Origin of the sequence: Hydrogenophaga sp., assembly GCF_036675665.1 — a bacterium.
In the GTDB taxonomy this organism is placed as follows: domain Bacteria; phylum Pseudomonadota; class Gammaproteobacteria; order Burkholderiales; family Burkholderiaceae_C; genus Hydrogenophaga.
Genome location: NZ_JAKFEO010000005.1, coordinates 20,937 through 43,939 on the forward strand (window position 1 = coordinate 20,937; position 23,003 = coordinate 43,939).

Genomic DNA, 23,003 nt, shown 5'->3' on the forward strand with positions numbered 1-23,003 from the left:
AAACGGGATGTCGCTCAGCGACGTGACCAGAGGCTGGGCGCTTTTCTCGCGAGAAACTGGCCTCGGCCGGAACGCGGTTGAAACTGGCCATCCCAGACCACCTCCCCGCGTGCCAGGGTGAGAGCGGGCCAGGCGCGCAAGCGTCGGCCTTCGTAAGGCGTGTAGTCGACCGCGTGGTGCAGTTCGCTGTTGCGGATCACCCGTTCGCCTTCATCCCAGACGACCAGATCGGCGTCGGCTCCGATCGATATGGACCCCTTGCGCGGATGCAGACCGTAGGCCTTGGCCGGGTTGGTGGCAGTCAGTTCGACGAACTTTTCCAGCGTGATGCGGCCACCCAGAACGCCCTCGGAGTACAGCAACGCCATGCGTGTCTCCAGGCCGGGAATGCCGTTGGGAATGTGGCGAAAAGACACCTCTTCGCCAGCGGGACGCTTGCCCTCGGTGCCGTCGTAATTGAACGGCGCGTGGTCAGAAGAGAACACGGTGAAGAGGCCGTCACGCAGACCATTCCAGATCACTTCCTGGTTGGATTGATCTCGCGGCGGCGGGCTGCAGACACAGCGCGCGCCCTGGTAGCTGTCGTCCAGGCCCAGGTCTTCGGCGGTCAGAAACAGGTACTGCGGGCAGGTCTCGGCGTAGATCTGCAGGCCGTGGGCGCGCGCCCAGCGGATCTGCTCCACCGCTTCCTTGCCCGACACGTGCACGATGAGGATGGGCACGTCCACCAGCTCGGCCAGCGATATCGCGCGGTGCGTGGCTTCACGCTCCACCAGCATGGGACGGGCCAGCGCGTGAAAGCGTGGAGCGACGCGGCCGGCCGCCTCCAGCCGGCGCGACAGCCACTCGATGCAGTCTGCGTTCTCGGCGTGAATCATGGCCATGGCACCGTGCTCACGGGCCACGGACAGCACATCCAGAATCTGACCGTCGTCGAGCTTGAGGTCGTCGTAGGTCATGTAGATCTTGAAGGAGGAGTAGCCTTCGGCGATCAGCGCTGGCAGCTCGTGCTGCAGCACATGGGGTGTGGGATCGCTCACGATCAGGTGGAAGGCGTAGTCCACGTGGGCCTTGCCCTGGGCGCGCCGGTGGTAGTCGTCCACGGCTTCGCGCAGCGACTGCCCCTTGTGTTGGGCCGCGAACGGGATGACCGTGGTGGTACCCCCACAGGCTGCTGATCGCGTGCCCGTGTCGAAGTCGTCGGCCATGCGCACCGGCGCTGGCATCGGTTGATCAAGGTGGCAATGGGCGTCCACACCGCCTGGAGTCACCACGCGACCGCGCGCATCAACTTCGCGCACACCCGAAGGAAGCGATGCACCAATCTGGACAACACGTCCCTGGTGCACGCCGATGTCACCGTCATAGCAGTCGCTGGCGGTCGCGATGCGCGCGTTGCGCACAACAAGGTCGAGGGGTGGAGTCGTGGTCATGGGGTGTGGATGGCTCAGTGGGCTCAACCGCACAAGTTGTCGACTTCAATGTCTACAAAATGGTGCGCAGCTGTTTCCATTTCTCATACCTTGCAAGCGTCATGCCAGACAAAATCGGGCATGCCATGTGCTTTCTCATAGGAAGTTGCTTCCCGATGGGCGTCAACAATGTTGTTGACATTTATCCGGCGGCGGGCCTGGATTCGGCCCACAACAACCGCAAGCCAAGGAAAGACACCATGAACCATCCCGTGCGTCTGGGCGTGCTCACGCCCTCCTCCAACACCGCGCTGGAGCCGCTGACCAGCGCCATCGTGGCCTCCCTGCCCGATGTCACCGCGCATTTCTCCCGCTTCAAGGTGACCGAAATCTCGCTCAGTGCACAGGCCCTGGGCCAGTTCGACGACAGCAAGATCCTGGCGGCGGCGGATCTGCTGGCCGATGCGAAAGTGGACGTGATCGGATGGAGCGGAACGGCCGCTGGCTGGATGGGTTTCGAGCAGGACCTTCGGCTGGTCGAGCGCATTCGCGAGCGCACCGGCATCGTGGCCACCACCGCCGTCCTGGCACTCAATGAACTGCTGGCCCTGCAAAACATCCGCCGCCTGGCGTTGGTGACCCCCTACACCAACGATGTGCAGCAACGCATCGTGGCCAACTACGCCGCACAGGGAGTGGAAGTGGTGGCCGAGCGCCATCTGGACATTTCCGTCAACCACGCGTTCGGGTTGGTGCCCGAAGCGCACATTGACAGCTTGCTGGACGAGGTGCGCTCGGCCCGGCCACAGGCCGTGGTCACGTATTGCACCAACCTGCACGCCGCGCGCCTGGCGCCTGGTTTCGAAGCCCGCAGTGGCATCACCCTGCTGGACACCGTGAGCACCACCGTGTGGGGCATGCTGCGTGCGGCAGCGCTGTCGCCCGCCCATGTGACCGGCTGGGGTCGCCTGTATGGCTGGTGAGCCCTGTTGCACGCACCGGCATGTCGACATGGGCGTCGATAGAATGGCCGGCAGCATCGGTGTGATGCGCCACGTCAGCATTTTGTCCATGCCACGCAAAGCCCGCTCTGAGCCCACCAGCCTCCTGGCCCGAGAGAACGCCAACGACGAAATCTACGAACGCATCTACGTCGCCATCCTGGAGCACCGGCTGCACCCGGGCACCAAGTTGGGCGAAGACCGGCTGGCCAGGATTTTTGACGTCAGTCGAGCCCGCGTTCGCGAGGTGCTCAGTCGACTGGCGCACGAGCAAATCGTCGACCTGTATCCGCAACGTGGCGCCTTTGTGGCCAAGCCAACGCCACAGCAAGCCATGGACGTGTTCGAAGCCAGACGGCTGATCGAGCCGGCCATCCTCAAGCGCCTTGTTGCCCACCTGACGACCGACAAGGTGGCCCGATTGCGTCAGCATCAGGAACTGGAAATGGATGCCCGCCGCCGCGACGATCGCCGAGCGGTGGTGCGGCTGTCTGGCGAGTTCCATGTGCTGCTGGCCGAGCTGGCCGGAAACACGGCGCTGCTGCGCAGCCTGCGCGAGCTCTCGACGCTGACGTGTCTCATCATCTTTCTCTACGACGCACCCACGGCGATGAGTTGCCGCGCAGACGAACACGCCGAGATCATCGAGGCCATCGCCAAGCGCGACACCGCACGCGCCGAAACACTGATGCTGGACCACCTGGACCACATCGAGCGCAGCCTGTCGCTGGACAGTGGCGCGGTCGAGGTGGACCTCGAAGCCGTCTTCAAGGATTGACGCGATGGCGCCCGACACAGACGGCGTCCCGACCGGGCGACGCCTGCTCCTGGTCAATCCCAATACCTCTGTGCACATCACCGAGCGACTGGTCCGCTCCGCACGCATCCACCTGCCGGCTGGCGCAACGCTGACGGCACTGACCGCCACCGACGGACCCGCCGCCGTGCGTTCGCCAGCCGAGCTGGCCGCGGCGGGCGAGCGTGTGCTGGCCATGGCCCAAGCGCACCAGGCGGATCACGACGCTGCAATCGTGGGTATCTCACTGGACTGCGGATTGGCGGCCACCCGAGCTGCCTGGACCCCCCGCCCGGTGGTGGGCATGACCGAGGCAGCCTGCCACATGGCCTGCTTGACAGGTCAGCCCTTCGCCCTGCTGACATTGGGCTCGACCATGGGCAACAGCTATCGCGAACATGTCGCTTCGCTGGGCCTGTCGCAGCGTCTGTTGGGGGTGGCCGCACCCGATGCACCAGAGGCATTCAATGCAGCGGCGCACGAGGTGCTGCCCTCGGTACTGGACGCCCTCGCCGTTGCAACGCATCCGATGAGAGAAGGCGGTGCCTGCAGCGTCGTACTGGCCGGAGCGGTGTTGTGTGGTTACGCACCGGCACTGTCGCAACGCCTGAATCTTCCGGTCTTTGATGGGGTGGCTTGTGCCGTCCAACTGATTCGCGAGCATTGGGGCCTGTCTTCCTAGACGGCCTCCCTAGAATCGATTCATGACCCTCCCCATCCGCCCCGCCGTTCTCAACAGCCCGGACTATCCCTTCATCCCCGTCAACGCCCCGATCAAGCTCGACCAGAACGAGTCGTTCGCCGACTTTCCCGACGAGCTGAAGGCCATCGCACTGGAGCGGCTGCGCCATGCGCCGTGGCACCGCTACACCGATCTCAACGCCGAGGCCTTGAGCGAGGCCATCGCCGCGCACGATGCCTGGCCGGCCGCTGGCACGGTGGTCACCACCGGCAGCAATGTGTTGATCGCCTTGCTGATCCAGCTCTGCGCGCTGGGTGGGCGGGTGGTCACGGTCACACCCAACTTCGCGCTGTATGCGCTCGATGCCAAGCTGCTCGGCGCCGCACTGACCGAGGTGCCCTTGCGTGCCGACACGTCGCTGGACATGGACGCGGTGATCGAGGCTCTGGGCCCGTCCACGGGCGATGGCCCCACTGGTGTCATCTACATCCCGCGCCCGCATGCGCCCACCGGATCGCTCTGCGCGCTGCACGAGCTGGAGCGCCTGGCGCAAGCCTGCCCGGGCTGGTTGCTGGTGGTGGACGAGGCCTACCACCAGTTCGCGCCCGACGACGCACGCGACCTCGCGCGGCGACACGCACACGTGGTGCTGCTGCGCACTTTCTCCAAAGCCTGGGGGCTCGCGGGTGTGCGGCTGGGCTACGCGCTGGCCTCAGACGCGGTGGCGCGGCAGTTGCGCAAGCTGGTGCCGCCGTTTGGTGTGTCGCTGATGCAGACGGTGTGCGCACAGGTCGCGCTGGAGCATCCGGGCTATGTGCGGGAGCGTGTGGCCATCACGCTGCGTGAGCGCGATCGCCTGGCCAATGCGCTGCGGACGCACCCCACCTGGCAGGTGCTGCCATCGCACGCCAACTTCCTGCTGATCCGCACACCCGATGCGGCTGCCGCGCACGCGGACCTGCTCGCGCAAGGTGTGCTCGTGCGCCGACAGGACAGCCTGCATGGGCTGCGAGGCTGCATCCGCGTGACGGTAGGCACCGTGGCAGAGAACAGCGCGTTCCTGCGCGCCGCAGGTGTCAGCGTTTAGCGCACCACAGGCGCACCGGGCATGGGTTGCATCGGCTGCATCGGCTGCGGGGGAGCCATGGGCTGCATCGGTGGCATCGGTTCCGGCGGTGGCATGGGCTGTGCGGGTGGCATGGGTTGCATCGGTGGAATTGCCGGCACCGGTGTGACCAGCTCCCGGATCACGCCACCACCCTCCACCGATCCACTCACGGTGCCTTCGCCGCGCACCATGCGCTCGCAGAGGGCCTTGTTTTCGGGCGGCAGATTGGTGCAGCGCTTCAGGGCGTTCTGCATGCGCGACTCCGGGGTTTCACTGGTCATTGGCCTGCGGTTCTTGTTCTGGGCGCGAACCGCGGCCGCTTCGCGCAGACAACTGGTGCGCTCGTGCTGCGAGTCGCTGCGCAGGCAGGCCGCGCGGTCTTGCTCGTAGGTGGACTGGGCCCAGGCGCCCGCAGTGGACAAGGCACAGGCCGCGACCAGCGCGGTGCGGGCCAGAATGGGTGACGGTTGTTTCATGGTGTTCCTCGTTTGCGCTGTACGACATGCGCGCTTCCATGCAGACACGCTACCCGGCGCTGCGTGTAAGGTCTGTGCTCCAGCGCACCCATGACACCCGGAGACACCGATGAGCCTTGTCCATTTGTTGCAGCGCCACGCGCGCCAGACCCCCGAGCGCCCCGCCATCCTCCACGGCACCGAAGCCTGGGCCACCCACGGCCAGTGGGCGCAACGCAGCGCGGGGCTGGCGCAGCGCATGGTGGCCGCCGGCCTGGTGCCGGGCGACCGCGTGGTGCTCTTCATGCGCAACCATCCGCGCTACCTGGAGATCCTCTGGGCCGCCTGGTGGGCCGGGCTGGTGGTGGTGCCGGTGAATGCCAAGCTGCACCCACGCGAAGCCGAGTGGATCGTGGCCAACTCCGGCGCGCGCTGGGGCTTCGTCACGCACGATGTGGCCCCCGAACCGCTGGCCGGGCTGGAGCAGCAGATCGATGTGGAGTCCGCCGCGTGCGACGACCTGCTCGCACCCGTGAGCGACGCGTGGGCGGTGCCGGTGATCGAGCGCGATGTGCAGGACGTGGCCTGGCTTTTCTATACCAGTGGCACCACCGGCCGTCCCAAGGGCGTGATGCTCACGCACCGCAACCTCTTGACCATGGGGCTCACCTATTTCGTCGATGTGGACCCGGTGACGGCGGATGACGTCATCGCCTATGCCGCGCCCATGTCGCACGGCGCGGGCATCTACGCCATACCGCACCTCATGGCCGGCGCGCGCCACATGGTGCCCGCGTCGGGGGGTGTGGACCCGGCCGAGCTGTACGCATTGGGTGAGGCCCTCGGACCGCTCTCCACCTTCGCCGCACCCACCATCGTCAAGCGCCTGGTGGACCACGCCGAGCAGCACGGCCTGTCCGCGGACGATTCGGCACGCGCCTTCAAGACCATCGTGTACGGCGGCGCCCCCATGTACGCGGCCGACATCGCTCGCGCCTTGCACGTGATGGGTCCGCGCTTCGTGCAGATCTATGGCCAGGGCGAGACCCCGATGGTGGGCACCGCGCTCTCGCGCCAGCACCTGGCCGACACCACGCACCCGCGCTGGGCCGAGCGCATGGCCTCGGTGGGCGTGGCGCAGACGCCGGTGCAGGTGCGCGTGGCCGATGCGGATGGCCGCAGCCTGCCCACGGGCGAGGTGGGCGAGGTGCTCGTCAAGGGCGACAGCGTGATGGCCGGCTACTGGCTCAACCCCGAGGCCTCCACCGCGGCGGTGCGCGACGGCTGGCTCTTCACCGGCGATGTGGGCTGTCTGGACGCCGATGGCTTCCTCACCCTCAAGGACCGCAGCAAGGACCTGATCATCAGCGGCGGCTCCAACATCTATCCACGTGAGGTCGAAGAGGTGCTGCTCACCGCGCCGGGCGTGGCCGAGGTGGCGGTGGTGGGCGCACCGGACGCCGAGTGGGGTGAGGTGGTGGTGGCCTTCGTGGTGGCTCAATCCCGCGCGAGCGTGAACACCGAGCAGCTGGATGCGCACTGCCTGGCGCACATGGCGCGCTTCAAGCGACCCAAGCGTTATGTGCTGCTGAACGAGCTGCCCAAGAACAACTACGGCAAGGTGCTCAAGACGGCGTTGCGCACCCGGTTGTGAGCGCTGAAGTGGGTGGCGCGTGTTGCCTGCGGTCACGCATTTTTCTGTTTGTGATTCGCTGGCACAGCTTAACCATTCCGTTACCTGTCAACGAGGGAACCGAAGCGTGCTTTGGGCATCTACTCACGGCATGTTCAAAAAATTCTGGTACCACCGCTCCTTCAACGCCGCCCTGCTCGAACTGGGCATCGCCACCTCCGAACTGAACCCGGCTTTTCGCGAAGAGGTGCTGTCGACGGCGCTGCGCGAGAACCTCACGCCCAAGGAGGCCGCCCTCCTGGTGCTGTCCGCGGTGTATCCCCGCCTGAGTCTGGTGGACCGGCTCAGCAGCATCCACGTGGTGCGCAAGTGGCGCAGCAGTCCGCAGGTCAGCGAGGCGAACTACCAGCGAACACAAAGCGGAGGCCTGGCCTTCGCACAAGCCCCCGCGTTCCGCGAAAGGTAGCGGGCGCCGTGAAGTGAGGCCCGCCCGGTGTGTATGGCGTCGCACAGACGCCGTGGGCGGCGGCTCGACATGATGCAATGCCCGGGCTGGTGCGCTGCAATCTCTGTGGCGCCAGCACGACCCTCTTTCAAGAAGAACCGCCATGAACCTTCACCTGAGCATCGGCCCCCTGGTGGCCCTCATCGCCGGCATCCTGATCCTCATCATGCCGCGCATGCTGAACTACATCGTTGCCTTCTACCTGATCATCGTGGGCCTGGTCGGCCTGTTCGGTCGCAACCTCGGTTTGTGAGGCGCGCGGCCTGAGCCGCAGCGTCTGACCACCCAAGCCCGCCGCACCCGAAGTGCGGCGGGCTTTTTCACGCCTGCGGGGTTGGCATCAAGCTTGCAAGCCATCTTGAATACAAGACGGAATGCTCACGCATGGTGCGGGTCGCTTCCATCCTGGTGCGTCATCCCTTGTTCAACCCGTTGGAGTCCTCCATGAAGCAATCCCCCATCACCACGCCCACTTCTTCCAGTCGCCGCACCGTGTTGCAGCTCGGTGTTGCGGGTGCCGCCATCGGCGTGCTGGGCGCACCGCGCATCCTGCGCGCGCAGGCCGCCACCAAGGTGCGCCTGGGTTACTGGCCCATCGCCGCCGGCCTGCCGTTCTATTCGGCCATCGAGCTGGGCTATTTCAAGGAAGCCGGCCTGGACGTGGAGCCGCTCAAGTTCGCCGGCGCCCAGCAGGTGATGGAGGCGGTGCTCTCGGGCCGCTCCGACGGCACGGCCAACGGCACGGGTTCGGCCAACATCGCCATCGGCGAACTGGCGCAGCCCGGCACCTTCAAGATCTTCTGCTCCAACCCCAGCAACGTGAAGAACGTGCTCGACGAAGTCATCGTGCCGGTGGCCAGCCCCGCCAAGGCAATGGCCGATCTCAAGGGCAAGCGCGTGGCTTCGGGCCCCGGCATCCAGAACGTGACCCTCGCCAAGACCATCCTGGAGCGCGGTGGTGCCACCGGTGCCACCGTGGTCGAGCTGCCGATCGGCCAGCACGTGGCCGCGCTCGCCGCGGGCCAGATCGACGGCGCCTACACGCTGGAGCCCACGGGCACCATCGGCCGCCTGAACGGCACCAGCCGCGTGCTGGAGGCGGGTGTCATTGCACGCTACGTGCTGGGCGACAACATGGCGCCGTGGTTCGGCGGCTCGGCGTCGCTCTCGTCCGAGTTCATCAAGAAGAACCCCGAGGCGGCGAAGAAGTTTGTCGCGGCGTACGCCAAGGGCGTGGCCTACGTGCGCAGCAAGCCGGTGGAGGCGCGCAAGTACCTCACGGGCTACACCCCCATCGAAGGCGCGCTCGCCGGCGAGGTGCCCCTGGCCGCCTACACCATGTACAACGAGTTCACGCCCGCCGACATCGGCCACTTCCAGAAGTTCTTCGACCTGTTCTCCGAGAAGGGCATCTTCAGCTCGCGCCTCATGGTCGACACCATGATCTACAAGGCTTGAACGCGATGGAAGCCGCCAAGCCCTGGACGCCACCGGCGGCCAACGCCGCCCCGGTGGTTCAACGCAAGACCGACTGGGGGCGCGCCCTGCCCTTCGTTGGCCCGGTCGTGCTCTTCATCATCTGGGACCTGGTGGTGCGCACCGGCTTCATCAAACCCATCTTGTTGCCGGCGCCGGTGGACGCCATCGGCGCCTTGCTCAGCGGGCTGGCCGGCGGCCCGTTGCTGACCGACTTTGCCGTGACCGTCTGGCGCACGGTGCAGGCCTTCCTGATCGCCGCCATCGTCGGCATGCCGCTGGGCGTGCTGCTGGGCAGCAACGAGAAAGCCTACCGCAGCGTGGAGTTCCTGATCGACTTCTTCCGCTCCACGCCCTCGTCGGCGCTCATCCCGCTGTTCCTCATGGTGTTCGGCGTGTCCGACATCAACAAGGTCGCCATCGCCGCCTTTGGCGCGCTGTTGATCGTGGTCTTCAACAGCGCGTATGGCGTGATCAACGCGCGCAAGCAGCGGGTGATGGCGGCCAGGGTGATGGGCGCCACGCGCTGGCAGGTGTTCAAGGACGTGCTGATCTGGGAAAGCCTGCAACCGAGCTTCGTGGGCTTGCGCTCGGCCGTGTCCATGGCTCTGGTGATCGTGATCGTGGCCGAGATGTTCATCGGCGCCGACAGCGGCCTGGGCAACCGCATCATCAACTCGCAGCAAGTGATGAACGTCAAGGACATGTACGCGTCCATCCTGGCGGCGGGCGCGCTGGGCTATGCGCTCAACGTGCTCTTCCTGCTCATTGAGCGAAAAATTGTTCACTGGAGTGGAAGATGAACGCTGTGCTCAATGCCCCGGTCTACGACGCCGACGTGCCCGCACCCGAGTTCATGCCCGGCCCGGCCGGCACGCACATCACCATCCGCGGCCTCACCAAGTACTTCGCGGGCTGGCCGCTGTACGAGAACTTCGACCTCGACATCCCCAAGCACAAGATCGTGTCGGTGTTCGGCCCCAACGGTTGTGGCAAGAGCACGCTGATCAACATGATCGCGGGCCTGGTGCCGATCGACAGTGGCGAGATCCTGTTCGACGGCAAAAGCCTCAAGGACACCAAGATCGGCTACGTGTTCCAGAACTACCGCGAAGCCATGTTCCCGTGGATGCGCACCATCGACAACATCGCCTACCCGCTCAAGCTCGAAGGCAAAAGCAAGGCCGAGGTGGATCGCCGCATGGCCGAGCTGGTGGCCTCGTTCGACGTGAAGTTCGACCTGCACCGCTACCCCTACGAACTCTCGGGTGGACAGCAACAAACCGCATCGATCATGCGGGCGCTGGCGCCCAACCCGGAAGTGCTGTTCCTCGACGAGCCGTTCTCGGCGCTGGACTTCGAGATGACGCTGTTCATCCGCGAGAAGCTGCAAGAGGTCTTCATGCAGACCGGCACCACCATGGTGCTGGTGTCGCACGATCTGGAAGAGGCCGTGTACCTGGCCGACCAGGTGTTGCTGCTCACCAAGCGGCCGACCAAGGTGGCCGAGATCCTGCCCTACGACGACCCGCGCCCGCGCACCACCGCCACGCTGTCCGAAGCGAGCTTCATCGCCGCCAAAAAGCGCAGCCTGGAGATCTTCCAGCGCGAGGTGCGCCGATGACCGACGAGCAGACCCTGGCCTATGTGCAGGCCACCGCCGTGGCCGTGGACCTGCCCCTGAGCGACGCACAAGCGCAGCGCGTGGCCACCCACCTGCAGCGCACCGCAGCCCTCGCAGCGCTGATCGATGCCTTCGAGCTGAAGGTGGATGACGAGCCGGCCGAGATCTACTGCCCGGCCCCGTTCCAGCCTTCACACAACCGAGGCGCGCCATGAACGCACCGCTGTCACTGAGCGGGACCGCGCAAGCGGTGGCCGGCGGCACGCTGCGCGCGGCGGACGTGCTGGAGACCTGCATCGCGCGCATCGAAGCCACCGATGCGCGCGTGAACGCCTTCACCGGCACCCGCTTCGAGGCCGCCCGTGCGCAGGCCGCGCGGGTGGACGCACAACGCGCGCGCGGTGAGCCACTGGGCCCGTTGGCCGGCGTTCCCTTCGCGGTGAAGAACCTGTTCGACATCGCCGGCGAGGTGACGCTGGCCGGCTCCAAGGTCAACCGCGCCAACCCGCCCGCCACGACAGACGCGGTGCTGGTGGAACGCCTGCAGGCCGCCGGCGCCGTGCTGGTGGGCTCGCTCAACATGGACGAATACGCCTACGGCTTCACCACCGAGAACACCCACTTTGGCCCCACGCACAACCCGCATCGGCTCGATTGGTCGGCCGGGGGATCGTCGGGCGGCTCGGGTGCGGCGGTGGCCGCGGGCCAGGTGCCCCTGACGCTGGGCTCGGACACCAACGGCTCGATCCGCGTGCCCTCGTCGCTGTGCGGCGTGTGGGGCATCAAACCCACCTTCGGCCGGCTCTCGCGGCGAGGCAGCTACCCCTTCGTGCACAGCCTGGACCACCTGGGCCCATTGGCCGACGACCTGTCTGGCCTGGCCCTGGCCTACGACGCGCTGCAAGGCGCCGACCCGCTGGACCCGGGCTGCCACGCCACCATGGTGCAGCCCACCGCGCGCTTGTTGAGCCTGGGCACCCAAGGCCTGCGCGTGGGGGTGCTGGGCGGCTACTTCGCCGAGCACACCACCGCCCCCGCCCGCGAGGTGGCGGCGCTCGCCGCGCAGGCGCTGGGCGCCACCACCACCGTGGAGTGGCCCGATGCGGTGCAAGCGCGTGCGGCGGCCTTCATCGTGAGCGCCAGCGAAGGCGGCGCCCTGCACCTGCAGCGCCTGCGCACACTGGCGGCCGACTACGAGCCGCTGTCGGTGGACCGCTTCATCTCGGGAGCGCTGCAGCCGGCCGCGTGGTACGTGCGCGCGCAGCGCTTTCGCCGCGTCTACCGTGACAAGGTCAACGCCCTGTTCCGCGACTGGGACGTGTTGATCGCGCCCGCCACGCCCGTGCCGGCGCAACCCCTGGGCACCGAGTGGGTCGAGATCAACGGCCAGCGCCTGCCCTGCCGCCCCTCGGTCGGCCTGCTCACGCAACCCATCTCGTTCGCCGGTTGTCCGGTGGTGGCCGCACCCCTGTGGCCGCAGGGCACCGGTGGCCTGCCCCTCGGCGTGCAGCTGATTGCCGCACCCTGGCGCGAAGACCTCGCGCTGCGCGCCGGCATGGCGCTGCACAATGCGGGCCTTGCCCACTGCAAACCCGCGGAGTTCTGAATGGATACCAACCTGCCCGATGTGCTGGCCGAAGTGACGGCCGCCTTTGAGCGCTATGAGCAAGCCCTGGTCGGCAACGACGTGGCCGTGCTCGACGAGCTGTTCTGGGACAGCCCCCACACGCTGCGCTATGGCGCCACCGAAAACCTCTACGGCATCGACGAGATCCGCGCGTTTCGCAACGCTCGTCCCGCCGCCGGCCTGCAGCGCACGGTGCTGCGCACCGCCATCACCACGCACGGCCGTGATGCGGCCACCACCAACATCGAGTTCCGGCGCGAGGGCAACCCGCGCACCGGCCGACAGAGCCAGACCTGGGTGCGCATGGCCGATGGCTGGCGTGTGGTCTCGGCCCATGTGAGCTGGATGGCCTGATGGTCACACGCACCTTGCGCACCGTGCGCGCACGTCCCGGCAATGTCGCCGCCAAGGCCGCCGCCAGGGTCGAGCCTTTCCAGTCGCGCGCCGAAGAGGTCTACCGCCAGGTCAAGCAGGACATTGCCGACTTCCGCCTGGTGCCCGGCGATCGCTTCACCGAACACGAACTCTGCGCGCGGCTGGACGTCTCGCGCACGCCGGTGCGCCAGGCGCTGTTCCGCCTGCAGCAGGATGGCCTGGTGGAGGTGATGTTTCGCAGCGGCTGGCGCGTGCTGCCGTTCGACTTCGACAAGTTCGACCAGCTCTACGACCTGCGCATGGTGCTGGAGACCGCCGCGGTGCAGCGGCTGTGCCTGCAGGAGGTGGCGGCGTCATCGCCGCAGTTGCAGGCACTCAAGGAACGCTGGCTGGTGCCCGTGGCCGAGCGCAGCGCCGACCCGACCGAGGTGGCCGCGTGGGACGAAGCTTTTCACGAAACCCTGGTGAGCGCGGCCGGCAACGCCGAGCTGGCGCGCGTGCACCACGAGGTGACCGAGCGCATCCGCATCATCCGCCGGCTTGATTTCCTGCAGCAGGTGCGCATCGACGCCACCTACGACGAACACGCCAAGATCCTGCGCGCCATCCTCGCGCGCAAGGCCGACCGCGCCGATCTGCTGCTGCGCTCGCACATCCAGACCAGCCAGGCCGAGGTGCGCAAGATCACCTTGCACCAGGTGTACCTGGCTCAGCAGGTGGCGCCTGTTGCCTGACGCCGCTGGAGCTGCTGGCACGGAAGCCTAAACATCGGTCAGGCCAGCCGTGAAGGTGTCGGCGTGCTCTCTCATTCCAGCTGAAATCCGGCTCCACGTGCGTTGGGGAAAGTCCGCCGGCAAGGCGGCTTCGACGCGATCCAGCGCGGCCGGAACCGATTGAACCATCGCCTGCATGCGCTCCCACAGGGCGTTGCCGCCATTGCCCCTGGCGATGCCGTTCCAGTGCCGGGCGAGGACAGTGTGAAATTGATGGTGTTTGCGCCTGGACTTGACCCCCATGGCCAGCCCCGCCTTGCGTCGGTTGAACTGGCTTGGTGCGCTGCCGAAATAGGGCCACATGGAGAGCACGTCGTAGATCGGCGTGAGTTCGATGACGTCTTCACGGTTGAGGAAAATCGAGAAATTCTTCGCATGGCCATCGGTAGCGGCCAACAACCAGAAGGCCAGTTGCGTCGCGTGGCGCCCAACGGACGACACCATTGGCCTTTCCAGAACAGCAGTGCGGTCTTCTCCTGGGTGCCAGCGATCGAGATGCGAAAAGGCTGTTCTTCATCCTCTGGCTGAGCAGGTCCTTCGGCCGTCACGCCATCGATGATCGATGACCCAGGGGCAGCGACAAGGAGAGTGAACGGGCCTTGGTGGACCGTGTCCACGAATCCTCGTAGGTGAGCTTGTGTGTGCGTCCTGCCTCCCAGGTCGCCACTTTCTCCCCGTTCATCCAGACGACGAGCTGCTTCATCACCAGGAACCCTTCTTTCCGTGCCGGGGCAAGGCGCTGGTACTGGTCGGTTTGGGCTCGCTCACCCTGTGTTCACCGGCTGCTTCGAGCTTGAAGGCGGCCCTCTTCGACTTGTTTTGAGCTGGGCCTTCAGGCAGCGGCACACCGTCACCGGGCTGCAGGGCCGGCGCCTGTCCCGCTTCCTGGTCGTCGTGGACGGTCAGCTGAAGCGTTCCACCGAGCGCGGCCAGCACCTTGATCATTTGTGCGACGCCGACAACGCCAGGCTTGGCCTCCAGTTCGGCAACCCTGGCCTGGCTCACGCCCAGCACATCACCCAGCTGTGCCTGGGTCAGCTTGCGCCGCTTCCTCAATGACCGCAGGAGGGTTGAGAGCTGGTCTGCGTAATGGAGTGTGGTCGTGGTCATGATGCATCTCACAAGCGTTGGCTTGTTTTTTGCATTTATATCCCAAGACCTATGAAAGCACAATACAAGGCCCAACTTGTAGGGAAGGGCGCCAACGACCCCCGCCTTCACACGGCTTCGAGCAACTCCTTCGACGTCGCCGACCAACCCACGATCGCGCCCTGCGCGGTGATCATGGCCAGCGCCGCGGCGTGGAACGCCGGGAAGTAGCTGGCCGTGCCGTCTTCCAGCACCAGGCAATCAAAGCCGCGGTCGTTGGCCTCGCGCAGCGTGGACTGCACACACACCTCGGTGGTGACACCAGCCACCACCAGTTGCGTGATGCCGCGCGCCTGCAGTTGCTGCTGCAGGTCGGTGGCGTAAAAGGCGCCCTTGCCGGGTTTGTCGATCACCACTTCACCCGCCACCGGTGCCAGCGCGGGCACGATCTGGTTGCCCGGCTCGCCGCGCACGAGCACCCGCCCCATCGGACCCACGTCGCCAATGCGCAGGCTGGGGGACCCGCGCAGGCGTTTGGCCGGTGGACAGTCGCTCAGATCCGGTGCGTGCGATTCGCGCGTGTGCACCACCAGGCCACCCATGGCGCGCCAGGCGGCGAGCACCTTCGCGATCGCCGGCACGATGGCCTGCAGCGGTTCCACCGTGTTGCCCAGCGATTCACCGAAGCCACCGGGCTCCACGAAGTCGCGCTGCATGTCGATGATGAGCAGCGCGGCGTGGGTCGGGTCCAGTTCGAAGTTGAACGGGCGGGCTGCGACGGTGCTCATGCAAGGACCTCCTCGGCCTGCGGTTCGCTCTGTGCAGCTTCATCACCGTGGCCACCGGCCATGTGGGCGCCCAGCAGCTTGCGGTCGGCGCCATCGGCGGGGGTTTCAAACACGAGCTGCCCGCCGCTGATCACGGCCACGCGGTCGGCCAGTTGCATCAATTCGTCGAGGTCCTCGCTGATCAGCAGCACGGCCGCGCCCCGGTTGCGCGCGGCCACCAGCCGGGCGTGGATTTCGGCGGTGGCGGCGAAGTCCAGGCCGAAGGTCGGGTTGCTGACCAGCAGCAGCTTCGCAACGCCTGCCAGCTCTCGCGCGAGCACGGCGCGCTGCACGTTGCCGCCCGACAGCGCGCGAATGGGCGCATCGATACCCGGCGTCTTCACGCGGTACTCGTCCACCCAGCGCAGCGCCATGGCGCGAAGCCGAGGCCACCGGACAAAGCCGGCCTGGGCCAGCGGTGCTTCGTCGAACAGGCGCAGCGCCATGTTTTCCGACACGCTCATGTCGGGCACACAGGCATTGATGAGCGGCTCCTCGGGCAGGCTGCGAACCTCCAGCACGCGGTTTTGCTGGCGTCGGCCGGCGTAAGGCTCACCGCGCACCGTGACGTCGCCGCCCAGACGCGCGCGCTGCCCGGTGAGGGCCTGCATCAGTTCCTTCTGGCCGTTGCCCGACACACCCGCGATGCCCAGGATCTCGCCCGCACGCACCTGCAGCGTGAGGCCGTTGAGTGCGAGGTCGCCGCGATCGCCCATCACCGTGAGCTCGTCCACCGCCAGCATCACTTCGGCGTCGAACGGCCGTGCGGTCTTCTCCAGCAAGGCCTTCTCGGCCGCCTGGCCGACCATGGCGTGCGCGAGTTCGTCGGGATCGGTCTGCGCCACAGCCTTGCTCAGCACCAGCTGGCCGCGCCGCAGCACCGACACATCGTCCGCATAGGCCGTGACCTCGCGAAACTTGTGCGTGATCATCACGATGGAACAGTCGCCCGCGTGCGCGCGCTCTTTCAGCGCACCGAGCACCTCGTCGGCCTCCTGCGGCGTGAGCACCGAGGTGGGCTCGTCCAGGATCAAGAGGCGCGGGCGCAGCAGCATCTGCTTCAAGATCTCCAGCTTCTGCTTCTGCCCGGCCGAGAGGTCAACGGGATAGGCGTCGAGCTCGAGCGAGAACGGCGCGCTGGCCATGAAGGCACCTAGTTCGGCGCGCGCGGCCTTCCAGTCGATCACGGCGGGCAGCGCGCCGCGCGCCAGCAGCAGGTTCTCCGCCACCGTCATGCCGGGCACCACGGTGAAGTGCTGGTAGACCATGCCGATGCCGAGTTCGCGCGCCACACTGGGCGAGTGGATGTCCTGCTCGCGGCCGTCGATCAGCACCGCGCCTTCGTCGCCCCGGTGGTAGCCCACCACGGCCTTCACAAAGGTGCTCTTGCCCGCGCCGTTTTCGCCGAGCAGCGCGTGCACGGTGCCCGGGCGCACGGTGAGCGACACCCCATCCAGCGCGGTGAAGGCGCCGAAGCGTTTGGTCAGCTGGTAGGTGTCGAGTTGCAGCGCGTGCATGGTGTGTCCTTCAGAGCGACTGCAGGGCCTGGATGACGGCCGCCGCATCGGACACCGCGCCGAACACACCGCCCTGCATGGGAATCATGTTGAGCGCGGCCTGGTGGTTGCCGGGATCGGTGGCGCCGGTGCCGTCGGAGAGCATCACGCACTCGAAGCCGCGGTCGTTGGCTTCGCGCATGGTCGTGTGCACGCACACGTCGGTGGTGATGCCGGTGAGGATCAGGTTGCGGATGCCGCGCGTGTGCAGGATCAGCTCCAGATCGGTGGCGTGGAACGAGCCCTTGCCCGGCTTGTCGATCACGGGCTCACCGGGCAGCGGCGCGAGCTCGGGAATGATCTCCCAGCCGGGTTCACCGCGCACCAGGATGCGGCCGCACGGCCCGGCGTCACCGATGCCGGCGCCCATCTGCCGCGAGCGCCAGCGCTTGTTGGCCGGCAGGTCCGACAGATCGGGCCGGTGGCCTTCGCGGGTGTGGATCACGTGCAGGCCGGCGGCGCGCGCGGCGGCGAGCACACGGGCTATGGGCCCGATGGGGGCGCGCGTGAGCGACAGGTCGTAGCCCATGGTGTCCACGTAGCCGCCCACGCCGCAGAAGTCGATCTGCATGTCGATGATGACCAGCGCGGTGTTGGCCGCGCGCAAGTCGCCGTCGAACGGCCAGGCGTAGGGGTGGGCTTGGGCGAACAGCGTCATCACTTTTCCAGCAGATTGGGCACGTTGCCCACGAAGTCGCGCGTGGGCGGCTCGAAGCCGCAAGAACGGCCGTCGGTGTGCACCACCTCGGCTTCCCACGGCAGCCTGAAGCGCCCGGCCACCATGTCCTGCATGAAGGTGTAGGGGCAGTCCTGCGCGCCACCTTTCACCGCCACATAACCCCGGTGGCTGAACTGGTAGGGGTTGTTTTCCACGCCCCAGTGCAGGCGCGCTTCGCGGATCAGGTCGGGTCGGATCTCGGCGCAGATGATTTCGTCGGGCCGGCCACCGCCTTGGGTGACCACCGTGCCTTCGTGGTCGCACACCATGGCTTCGCCCATCGAATCGAAGCTGCCGTCGCTGCCGCACAGGCACACGCTGGCCGTGGCCATGAGGTTCTGGAAGGCGTTGGCCTGGTTGGTGATCTGCCAGGCGTGGCGGATGGGCGCGGTGTAGCCAGCCGTGCGCAGCATGAGCTCGGCGCCCTTGTAGGCGCACTCGCGCGCCATCTCCGGGAACATGCCGTCGTGGCAGATGATGAGCGCGAGCTTGATGCCGCACGGTCCCTCGATCACCGGGATGCCCATGTTGCCGGGCTCCCAGGGCTCCACCGGCACCCAGGGATGAAACTTGCGGTAGTAGAGCTTGAGCGCGCCCTGGTCGTCGAAGATGATGCCGGTGTTGTAGGGGTTGCCGCCCGGGTTGGCCTCCATGATGGAGAAACAGCCCCAGATGCGGTGGGTGATGCAGGCCTGGCGCATGGCCTCGACCTCGGGGCCGTCCAGGCTCACCATGAGCCCGGGCGCGGTGCTCATCGACAGGCCATGCAGCGCGTACTCGGGGAACACCAGCAGGTCCATGTGGGCATAGCCCCGGCGGGCCTTGCCCACCATGTCCACGATCTTCTGCGTCTGCGCGGCCAGCTGCGCCGGCGTCTCCACCACCGGCAGTTGCAGCTGGGCCAGGCCCACCACCACCCCACCCGGCGACTTGTTCAAACCACTCAATCCGTTCATGCCCATGGCTCCGGTTTCATCATTCGGTCAGCGCTGCACGCCGAGTTCGCTGGGGGCACCGCGCAGCACACGCTGCGGTGCGCAAGTGACCACCAGGATGACCAGCGTCATCACGTAGGGCACGGCGTTGAAAAGGTAGTAGTAGCCCGTGACGCCGACCGACTGCAGCGCCGGGCCGAGCGCGCCCGCGCCGCCAAACAGCAGCGCCGCCCACAGGCAGGCCATGGGGCGCCAGCGCGCAAAGATCACCAGCGCCACTGCGATCAGGCCCTGACCGCTGGACAGGCCCTCGTTCCAGCTGCCGGGGTAGTACAGCGAGAGCGACGCGCCGCCCAGACCAGCGATGGCGCCACCGGCGGTGGTGGCCAGCGTGCGCACCCAGGTGACCGAGGTGCCGAGCGCGCGCGCGGCGTCCGACGAATCACCCACCATGCGCACCAGCATGCCCCAGCGCGTGTTGGCAAAGGCCCAGGCCATGAGCAGCGCCAGCACCACGCCGATGGGGAACAGCGCGTTGATGTCGAGCGCGGCGCGCACCTGGGGCGAATCGCTCCAGTTGCCCAGGGGAAGTGAGCCCAGCGTGGGCGCCTGCGGCTGGATCAGCGGCTTGCCGAGATAAAACGCCAGGCCGATGCCGAGCATCATCACGCCGATGCCCATGGCGATGTCGTTGACGCGCCTCATCGAGCACGCCAGACCGTGCAGCAGCGCCAGCAGCGCGCCGCTGGCCGAGCCGGCGAGCACGCCCAGCCAGGCCGAGCCACTCCAGTACGCCACGCCGAACGCGCTCATGGCCGAGAGCACCAGCACGCCTTCCAGGCCGAGGTTGATGCGGCCCGACTTCTCGGTGAGGCACTCGCCCAGGCTCACGAAGAGAAAAGGCGTGCCCACCCGGATGGCGCCGCCCAGGATGGCCAGCAGCACCGCACCGATCGCGTCCATGTCCATCAGGCGGCTCCCTTTTGTGGCGCGGGTTGTGGCGCCGGCACACGCTTGAGCACGTCCCAGCGGATGCGCCCGCGCGCGGCTTCGGCCGAGAGGATGAGCACGAAGACGAAGCCCAGCAGCACCTGCACCGAGGCGTCGGGCAGGCCCAGGCGGCGCTGCAGCAAACTGCCGGCCGCGCCGAAGCCGCCGAGCACGATGGCCACCGGAATGATGGCCAGTGGGTGGTGGCGCGCGGCAAAGCTCACCAGGATGCCGGTGTAGCCCAGCCCGGCAATCACCGACGCGTTGGCCGCGGTGTGCACCGCCGCGATCTCGATGCCCCCCGCCAGACCCGCCGCCGCCCCGCCGAGCGCACACGCCGTGATGACCAGCCGCCCCGCCGGCAAACCCACCAGGCCGGCGGCGCGCACATTGCCGCCCACCACCCGGGTGGCGAATCCGTGCGTGGTCTGGCCCAGCCACACGGCAGCCAGCACGCAGCACACCAGGCCCCACACCAGCCCCCAGTGCACGTCGTAACTCCCAATGGGCCCGATCAGCAAACCGTCCTTGAGCGCGAAGGTGGACGGCTTGTTGAGGCTGGCCGGATCGCGCATCGGGCCTTCGACCAGGTGCTTGAACACGTTGACCGCCACATAGGCCAGCAGCAAGCTGCTGATGGTTTCGTTCACGCCGCGGAACTGGCGCAGGTAGCCCGCCAGCGCGATCCACGCGGCCCCGCCGAGTGCTGCGGCCAGCATCAGGCAGGTGGTGCCGAACAGGCCCTCGGGCACGGCCCAGACATAGGGCAGGCCGGCGCAGGTCAGCGCACCCACGATGAGCGCGCCTTCACCACCGATGATGGTGAGGCCGGCGCGCGCGGGCAGCGCCACGCACAGCGCGGTGAGCATCAGCGGCGCGGCGCGCTGCAGCGTGTTCTGCAGCGAGAAGGCATCGCCAAAGGCGCCGCGGAACAACAGCGCCCAGACCTCCAGCGGATCGAACCCCGCCAGCGCGACGAACAGGCCGAAGAGCAGCAGCGCGCCCGCGATGGCGAGCACCGGCAGCAGCACGGCCTCGGCGGTGTCGGTGAAACGGCTCGTCATGGCGGTGCCTGCGTGCCGCAGTCGCTCAGACCTTGCCGACGACGCCTTCGACCAGGTAGTTCATCGACTCGAGTTCGATCGCGGTCTGCTTGAAGACCTTGCCCTTGGGCACCACCACCTTGCCGGTGTTGTCTTTCACTTCACCCGCGAAGATGTCGAAATCGCCCTTGAGCATGCGGGCCTTGATCGCGTCGGCCTGTTTGCGCGCCGGCTCGCTCACGGTGGGGCCGTAGGCCGAGGTCTTCACGAAACCGTCGCGCAGCCCACCGCGCACGAAGTTGGGGTGTGGCTTGCCGGTGCGGGCGGCGTCGATCATGGTGGTCACGGGCGTGACCCAGTTCCACTCTGCACCGGTCAGGTAGGCCTGGGGCGCGAGCCTGGATTGATCCGCGTGGTAGCCGCAGACCATCTTGCCGCGGCGCGCGGCGGTCTCCACGATCACCTTGGGCGAGTCCACATGCATGGTGAACACGTCCACGCCCTGGTCGGCCAGGCTGCTGGTGGCTTCGGCTTCTTTCACCGGCAGCGACCAGTCGCCCGTGAAGATCACGGTGGTGGTGATGCTCGGGTCCACCGAGCGCGCGCCCATGGTGAAGGCGTTGATGTTGCGCAGCACCTGCGGAATCGGCTTGGCGGCGATGAAGCCGAGCTTCTTGCTCTTGCTCATGTGGCCGGCCACCACGCCGTTGAGGTACTGGGCTTCCTCGATGTAGCCGAAGTAGCTCGCCGTGTTGGCCGGGTGTTTGCCGGCCGTCCACAAGCCGCCGCAGTGGGCGAAGCGCACGCCCGCGTTCTTGGGCGCCACGGCCAGGATGTGGGGATCGAAGTAACCGAACGAGGTGGGGAACAGCAGCGTGGCGCCGTCCTGCGAAATCATGCCCTGCATGCTGCGCTGCACCGCCTGCGTCTCGGGCACGCTCTCCTCTTCAACCACCTTCACGCCCGGCATCTTCTTGAGCACGGCGGCCGACTCGGCGTGGGCCTGGTTGTAGCCGTAGTCGTCGCGCGGGCCCACGTAGAGGAAACCCACGGTGATGGGCGCCTGCGCCCGTGCGGCCAGCGGCAGCCCGCTCAACGCCAGCCCGGCGCCCATGGCGCCCGAGCCCAGAATCCAGTCGCGACGGTTCCACATTGCCTTGTCCATGAAAGACCTCTCTTCATATCCGGTGGTTGGTTGATCGGTGGTCTTGCGTCGGGACGGGTTCTGAAATAACACCATCTTGTATTCAAGACGATGCACTTCAAGCAATGGGCGTGCCACGCGGCTGCGCAGCGCCTCTGCGCGGCGCGCTTCAAGGGCGTAGAGCCGTCGGTTGTGGGCCGGCACCGGGGCGCGGGCCGGCGGGCCGCGCCCCCTGTGGGCACGGGTGCAGTGCGTCGGGCGCGCTCATGCCCCTCGGCGGTGCATGAACTGCACCGTGGCTCGCACCAGCGGGGCGCGGGCCACGGAGGCCCGCTCAGCTGGCCGGACTGCTGGCCGGAAAATCGTAGGCGTCGTCGAGCACCTTGGTCGCCATGCGAGGCAGCATGCGCCCGATGAATGCCTCGCCCAGCCAACGGCGCACCTGCGGCACCGACGCGCCGGGTTCGAGTTCGAAGCTCAGGCTGCTGAAGCTGCTGATGCCGTCGTCCACCAGCAGCCCGGCAGGCACCGCGGGCGTCGAGCCGGCATCGTCCAGCGGCGTGGCGGCTTCGAGCTTCCAGGCGTTGAGAAACCGGTCGAAGTAGCCCACCGTGCCCTGGCGCCAGACCTCGGCCACATACACATTCCACGCGCTCTGCTGCTCCACCACGAAGCCCCAGGCGAATTCATGCACCTGCACCGGCGCCTGGTCAAAAACACCGATCTCGCGCACCTCTTCGCGCGCGGCGAATTCGACAAACAGCGGGCCCGGGCCACTGGCCTGGCCGCTGACGAAGCGCTCGATCTCCTGCGGATCCGCCACAAACAGCGCCTGATCGGCCTGCGTGGATCGGCGTGCCCGTTTGAGCAGCCGCTCGGTCGCGTCCACCGTCTTCTGGGCATTGATGCAGCGGTCGCGGAAGGTGCGACGCCCTTCTTCGGTGGAGATCAGGGTCACGGTCTCGTCGAACGCGGCGTCGTCCTGCAGGTGCCCCGATTCGCGCATGTGCAGCACGATGTCGAGCATGGAATTGCGGGTGATGTGCTCGATCATGTAGGCCATCTCGCCGCCTTCGTAGTCGGTCATCGACGACTTGATCCAGGCCATCAGCTCCACGCCCGAGAGGCCCTGCGGCGCGCGCGGCATGTCGTTGAACAGAGCCCGAAGCACCCGCACGGTGTCCAAATCACTCGCCATAAACCTCTCCAGGCTGACCTACACGCCAATGGGTGG

At 67.0% G+C, this 23,003-nt stretch carries 27 protein-coding genes; 14 read left to right on the top strand and 13 right to left on the bottom strand.

Annotated features, from left to right (window positions below; all coding sequences use genetic code 11):
• Positions 1 to 14: 14 nt before the first annotated feature.
• Positions 15 to 1,433: a dihydropyrimidinase gene (gene hydA / locus V6M63_RS00365; RefSeq protein ID WP_332738359.1), complete on the bottom strand. Its 1,419-nt coding sequence runs from the start codon at positions 1,431 to 1,433 to the stop codon at positions 15 to 17.
• Between the two features lie 239 nt (positions 1,434 to 1,672).
• Between hydA and V6M63_RS00370 the strand changes: the two genes are divergently transcribed.
• The 4 genes from V6M63_RS00370 to V6M63_RS00385 all read left to right on the top strand — a co-directional run bounded on the left by V6M63_RS00370 (position 1,673) and on the right by V6M63_RS00385 (position 4,978).
• The gene (locus tag V6M63_RS00370) at positions 1,673 to 2,395 is read left to right on the top strand and encodes a maleate cis-trans isomerase family protein (RefSeq protein WP_332738361.1); all 723 of its coding nucleotides are present in this window, start codon (positions 1,673 to 1,675) and stop codon (positions 2,393 to 2,395) included.
• Between the two features lie 88 nt (positions 2,396 to 2,483).
• Positions 2,484 to 3,191: a GntR family transcriptional regulator gene (locus tag V6M63_RS00375; protein WP_332738363.1), complete on the top strand. Its 708-nt coding sequence runs from the start codon at positions 2,484 to 2,486 to the stop codon at positions 3,189 to 3,191.
• A 4-nt stretch (positions 3,192 to 3,195) separates the two neighbouring features.
• Positions 3,196 to 3,891, top strand: a complete 696-nt coding sequence (locus V6M63_RS00380; protein WP_332738365.1) for an aspartate/glutamate racemase family protein — start codon at positions 3,196 to 3,198, stop codon at positions 3,889 to 3,891.
• Positions 3,892 to 3,913: 22 nt separating this feature from the next.
• Positions 3,914 to 4,978, top strand: a complete 1,065-nt coding sequence (locus V6M63_RS00385) for a pyridoxal phosphate-dependent aminotransferase (RefSeq protein WP_332738367.1) — start codon at positions 3,914 to 3,916, stop codon at positions 4,976 to 4,978.
• Here the strand turns inward: V6M63_RS00385 and V6M63_RS00390 are convergent.
• Positions 4,975 to 5,475 (bottom strand): hypothetical protein, encoded by a 501-nt coding sequence (locus V6M63_RS00390; protein ID WP_332738369.1) that lies wholly within the window; start codon positions 5,473 to 5,475, stop codon positions 4,975 to 4,977. The genes V6M63_RS00385 and V6M63_RS00390 overlap by 4 nt on opposite strands.
• A gap of 109 nt (positions 5,476 to 5,584) precedes the next feature.
• Here V6M63_RS00390 and V6M63_RS00395 point away from each other — a divergent pair, with 109 nt between their 5' ends.
• From V6M63_RS00395 to V6M63_RS00440, 10 genes are all read left to right on the top strand, one after another.
• Positions 5,585 to 7,108 carry a class I adenylate-forming enzyme family protein gene (locus tag V6M63_RS00395; protein WP_332738371.1) on the top strand — a complete coding sequence of 508 codons (1,524 nt, stop codon included), beginning with the start codon at positions 5,585 to 5,587 and terminating at the stop codon, positions 7,106 to 7,108.
• A gap of 130 nt (positions 7,109 to 7,238) precedes the next feature.
• Positions 7,239 to 7,553, top strand: coding sequence for a hypothetical protein (locus V6M63_RS00400; protein WP_332738373.1), 315 nt, complete (start codon positions 7,239 to 7,241; stop codon positions 7,551 to 7,553).
• Positions 7,554 to 7,695: 142 nt separating this feature from the next.
• Positions 7,696 to 7,845, top strand: coding sequence for a DUF3096 domain-containing protein (locus tag V6M63_RS00405; RefSeq protein ID WP_332738375.1), 150 nt, complete (start codon positions 7,696 to 7,698; stop codon positions 7,843 to 7,845).
• 191 nt (positions 7,846 to 8,036) lie between these two features.
• Entirely contained in the window at positions 8,037 to 9,050 is a 1,014-nt protein-coding gene (locus V6M63_RS00410) for an ABC transporter substrate-binding protein (protein ID WP_332738377.1), read from the top strand.
• A gap of 5 nt (positions 9,051 to 9,055) precedes the next feature.
• Positions 9,056 to 9,871 (top strand): ABC transporter permease, encoded by an 816-nt coding sequence (locus V6M63_RS00415; RefSeq protein WP_332738424.1) that lies wholly within the window; start codon positions 9,056 to 9,058, stop codon positions 9,869 to 9,871.
• Positions 9,868 to 10,692: an ABC transporter ATP-binding protein gene (locus tag V6M63_RS00420; protein WP_332738379.1), complete on the top strand. Its 825-nt coding sequence runs from the start codon at positions 9,868 to 9,870 to the stop codon at positions 10,690 to 10,692. Before V6M63_RS00415 ends, V6M63_RS00420 begins: the two co-directional genes overlap by 4 nt.
• Positions 10,689 to 10,907 (top strand): DUF4089 domain-containing protein, encoded by a 219-nt coding sequence (locus tag V6M63_RS00425; RefSeq protein WP_332738381.1) that lies wholly within the window; start codon positions 10,689 to 10,691, stop codon positions 10,905 to 10,907. Before V6M63_RS00420 ends, V6M63_RS00425 begins: the two co-directional genes overlap by 4 nt.
• Positions 10,904 to 12,298, top strand: coding sequence for an AtzE family amidohydrolase (locus tag V6M63_RS00430; protein WP_332738383.1), 1,395 nt, complete (start codon positions 10,904 to 10,906; stop codon positions 12,296 to 12,298). Before V6M63_RS00425 ends, V6M63_RS00430 begins: the two co-directional genes overlap by 4 nt.
• Positions 12,299 to 12,673, top strand: a complete 375-nt coding sequence (hpxZ, locus tag V6M63_RS00435; RefSeq protein WP_332738385.1) for an oxalurate catabolism protein HpxZ — start codon at positions 12,299 to 12,301, stop codon at positions 12,671 to 12,673.
• Positions 12,673 to 13,428, top strand: a complete 756-nt coding sequence (locus tag V6M63_RS00440; protein WP_332738387.1) for a GntR family transcriptional regulator — start codon at positions 12,673 to 12,675, stop codon at positions 13,426 to 13,428. Before hpxZ ends, V6M63_RS00440 begins: the two co-directional genes overlap by 1 nt.
• Before the next feature lie 27 nt (positions 13,429 to 13,455).
• Here V6M63_RS00440 and V6M63_RS00445 read toward each other — a convergent pair whose 3' ends face one another.
• From V6M63_RS00445 to V6M63_RS00495, 11 genes are all read right to left on the bottom strand, one after another.
• Positions 13,456 to 13,911, bottom strand: a complete 456-nt coding sequence (locus V6M63_RS00445) for a HipA domain-containing protein (RefSeq protein ID WP_332738389.1) — start codon at positions 13,909 to 13,911, stop codon at positions 13,456 to 13,458.
• 100 nt (positions 13,912 to 14,011) lie between these two features.
• Positions 14,012 to 14,170 carry a HipA N-terminal domain-containing protein gene (locus V6M63_RS00450; protein ID WP_332738391.1) on the bottom strand — a complete coding sequence of 53 codons (159 nt, stop codon included), beginning with the start codon at positions 14,168 to 14,170 and terminating at the stop codon, positions 14,012 to 14,014.
• Complete coding sequence (locus V6M63_RS00455; protein WP_332738393.1) at positions 14,170 to 14,577, bottom strand: helix-turn-helix domain-containing protein; 408 nt, start codon at positions 14,575 to 14,577, stop codon at positions 14,170 to 14,172. Before V6M63_RS00455 ends, V6M63_RS00450 begins: the two co-directional genes overlap by 1 nt.
• A 107-nt stretch (positions 14,578 to 14,684) precedes the next feature.
• A complete protein-coding gene (locus tag V6M63_RS00460) occupies positions 14,685 to 15,344 on the bottom strand; it encodes a cysteine hydrolase family protein (RefSeq protein ID WP_332738395.1) in 660 nt (219 codons plus the stop codon).
• The gene (locus tag V6M63_RS00465) at positions 15,341 to 16,900 is read right to left on the bottom strand and encodes an ABC transporter ATP-binding protein (protein WP_332738397.1); all 1,560 of its coding nucleotides are present in this window, start codon (positions 16,898 to 16,900) and stop codon (positions 15,341 to 15,343) included. Before V6M63_RS00465 ends, V6M63_RS00460 begins: the two co-directional genes overlap by 4 nt.
• A gap of 10 nt (positions 16,901 to 16,910) precedes the next feature.
• Positions 16,911 to 17,597, bottom strand: a complete 687-nt coding sequence (biuH, locus tag V6M63_RS00470; protein WP_442909513.1) for a biuret amidohydrolase — start codon at positions 17,595 to 17,597, stop codon at positions 16,911 to 16,913.
• A complete protein-coding gene (locus tag V6M63_RS00475) occupies positions 17,597 to 18,613 on the bottom strand; it encodes a formamidase (protein WP_332738401.1) in 1,017 nt (338 codons plus the stop codon). The genes biuH and V6M63_RS00475 overlap by 1 nt, the downstream gene beginning before the upstream one ends.
• A gap of 27 nt (positions 18,614 to 18,640) precedes the next feature.
• A complete protein-coding gene (locus V6M63_RS00480; RefSeq protein WP_332738403.1) occupies positions 18,641 to 19,561 on the bottom strand; it encodes an ABC transporter permease in 921 nt (306 codons plus the stop codon).
• On the bottom strand, positions 19,561 to 20,646 hold the full coding sequence (locus tag V6M63_RS00485; RefSeq protein ID WP_332738405.1) for an ABC transporter permease: 1,086 nt from the start codon (positions 20,644 to 20,646) through the stop codon (positions 19,561 to 19,563). The genes V6M63_RS00480 and V6M63_RS00485 overlap by 1 nt, the downstream gene beginning before the upstream one ends.
• A gap of 25 nt (positions 20,647 to 20,671) precedes the next feature.
• Positions 20,672 to 21,778 (bottom strand): BMP family ABC transporter substrate-binding protein, encoded by a 1,107-nt coding sequence (locus tag V6M63_RS00490; protein WP_442909514.1) that lies wholly within the window; start codon positions 21,776 to 21,778, stop codon positions 20,672 to 20,674.
• 325 nt (positions 21,779 to 22,103) lie between these two features.
• Positions 22,104 to 22,967 carry a hypothetical protein gene (locus tag V6M63_RS00495; protein ID WP_332738408.1) on the bottom strand — a complete coding sequence of 288 codons (864 nt, stop codon included), beginning with the start codon at positions 22,965 to 22,967 and terminating at the stop codon, positions 22,104 to 22,106.
• Between the last annotated feature and the right edge of the window lie 36 nt (positions 22,968 to 23,003).

Excerpts from the sequence above, each read along its gene's own strand:
- V6M63_RS00440 (WP_332738387.1), top strand. The coding sequence starts at position 12,673 with ATGGTCACACGCACCTTGCGCACCGTGCGCGCACGTCCCGGCAATGTC.
- V6M63_RS00490 (WP_442909514.1), bottom strand. The coding sequence starts at position 21,778 with ATGTGGAACCGTCGCGACTGGATTCTGGGCTCGGGCGCCATGGGCGCC.
- V6M63_RS00370 (WP_332738361.1), top strand. The coding sequence starts at position 1,673 with ATGAACCATCCCGTGCGTCTGGGCGTGCTCACGCCCTCCTCCAACACC.
- V6M63_RS00405 (WP_332738375.1), top strand. The coding sequence starts at position 7,696 with ATGAACCTTCACCTGAGCATCGGCCCCCTGGTGGCCCTCATCGCCGGC.
- V6M63_RS00495 (WP_332738408.1), bottom strand. The coding sequence starts at position 22,967 with ATGGCGAGTGATTTGGACACCGTGCGGGTGCTTCGGGCTCTGTTCAAC.
- V6M63_RS00415 (WP_332738424.1), top strand. The coding sequence starts at position 9,056 with ATGGAAGCCGCCAAGCCCTGGACGCCACCGGCGGCCAACGCCGCCCCG.
- V6M63_RS00395 (WP_332738371.1), top strand. The coding sequence starts at position 5,585 with ATGAGCCTTGTCCATTTGTTGCAGCGCCACGCGCGCCAGACCCCCGAG.
- V6M63_RS00400 (WP_332738373.1), top strand. The coding sequence starts at position 7,239 with ATGTTCAAAAAATTCTGGTACCACCGCTCCTTCAACGCCGCCCTGCTC.
- V6M63_RS00465 (WP_332738397.1), bottom strand. The coding sequence starts at position 16,900 with ATGCACGCGCTGCAACTCGACACCTACCAGCTGACCAAACGCTTCGGC.
- V6M63_RS00450 (WP_332738391.1), bottom strand. The coding sequence starts at position 14,170 with ATGAAGCAGCTCGTCGTCTGGATGAACGGGGAGAAAGTGGCGACCTGG.
- V6M63_RS00385 (WP_332738367.1), top strand. The coding sequence starts at position 3,914 with ATGACCCTCCCCATCCGCCCCGCCGTTCTCAACAGCCCGGACTATCCC.
- V6M63_RS00380 (WP_332738365.1), top strand. The coding sequence starts at position 3,196 with ATGGCGCCCGACACAGACGGCGTCCCGACCGGGCGACGCCTGCTCCTG.
- V6M63_RS00485 (WP_332738405.1), bottom strand. The coding sequence starts at position 20,646 with ATGACGAGCCGTTTCACCGACACCGCCGAGGCCGTGCTGCTGCCGGTG.
- V6M63_RS00410 (WP_332738377.1), top strand. The coding sequence starts at position 8,037 with ATGAAGCAATCCCCCATCACCACGCCCACTTCTTCCAGTCGCCGCACC.
- V6M63_RS00425 (WP_332738381.1), top strand. The coding sequence starts at position 10,689 with ATGACCGACGAGCAGACCCTGGCCTATGTGCAGGCCACCGCCGTGGCC.
- V6M63_RS00480 (WP_332738403.1), bottom strand. The coding sequence starts at position 19,561 with ATGGACATGGACGCGATCGGTGCGGTGCTGCTGGCCATCCTGGGCGGC.
- V6M63_RS00375 (WP_332738363.1), top strand. The coding sequence starts at position 2,484 with ATGCCACGCAAAGCCCGCTCTGAGCCCACCAGCCTCCTGGCCCGAGAG.
- V6M63_RS00430 (WP_332738383.1), top strand. The coding sequence starts at position 10,904 with ATGAACGCACCGCTGTCACTGAGCGGGACCGCGCAAGCGGTGGCCGGC.
- V6M63_RS00445 (WP_332738389.1), bottom strand. The coding sequence starts at position 13,911 with ATGGTGTCGTCCGTTGGGCGCCACGCGACGCAACTGGCCTTCTGGTTG.
- V6M63_RS00390 (WP_332738369.1), bottom strand. The coding sequence starts at position 5,475 with ATGAAACAACCGTCACCCATTCTGGCCCGCACCGCGCTGGTCGCGGCC.
- V6M63_RS00455 (WP_332738393.1), bottom strand. The coding sequence starts at position 14,577 with ATGACCACGACCACACTCCATTACGCAGACCAGCTCTCAACCCTCCTG.
- V6M63_RS00420 (WP_332738379.1), top strand. The coding sequence starts at position 9,868 with ATGAACGCTGTGCTCAATGCCCCGGTCTACGACGCCGACGTGCCCGCA.
- hydA (WP_332738359.1), bottom strand. The coding sequence starts at position 1,433 with ATGACCACGACTCCACCCCTCGACCTTGTTGTGCGCAACGCGCGCATC.
- hpxZ (WP_332738385.1), top strand. The coding sequence starts at position 12,299 with ATGGATACCAACCTGCCCGATGTGCTGGCCGAAGTGACGGCCGCCTTT.
- V6M63_RS00460 (WP_332738395.1), bottom strand. The coding sequence starts at position 15,344 with ATGAGCACCGTCGCAGCCCGCCCGTTCAACTTCGAACTGGACCCGACC.
- V6M63_RS00475 (WP_332738401.1), bottom strand. The coding sequence starts at position 18,613 with ATGAACGGATTGAGTGGTTTGAACAAGTCGCCGGGTGGGGTGGTGGTG.
- biuH (WP_442909513.1), bottom strand. The coding sequence starts at position 17,597 with ATGACGCTGTTCGCCCAAGCCCACCCCTACGCCTGGCCGTTCGACGGC.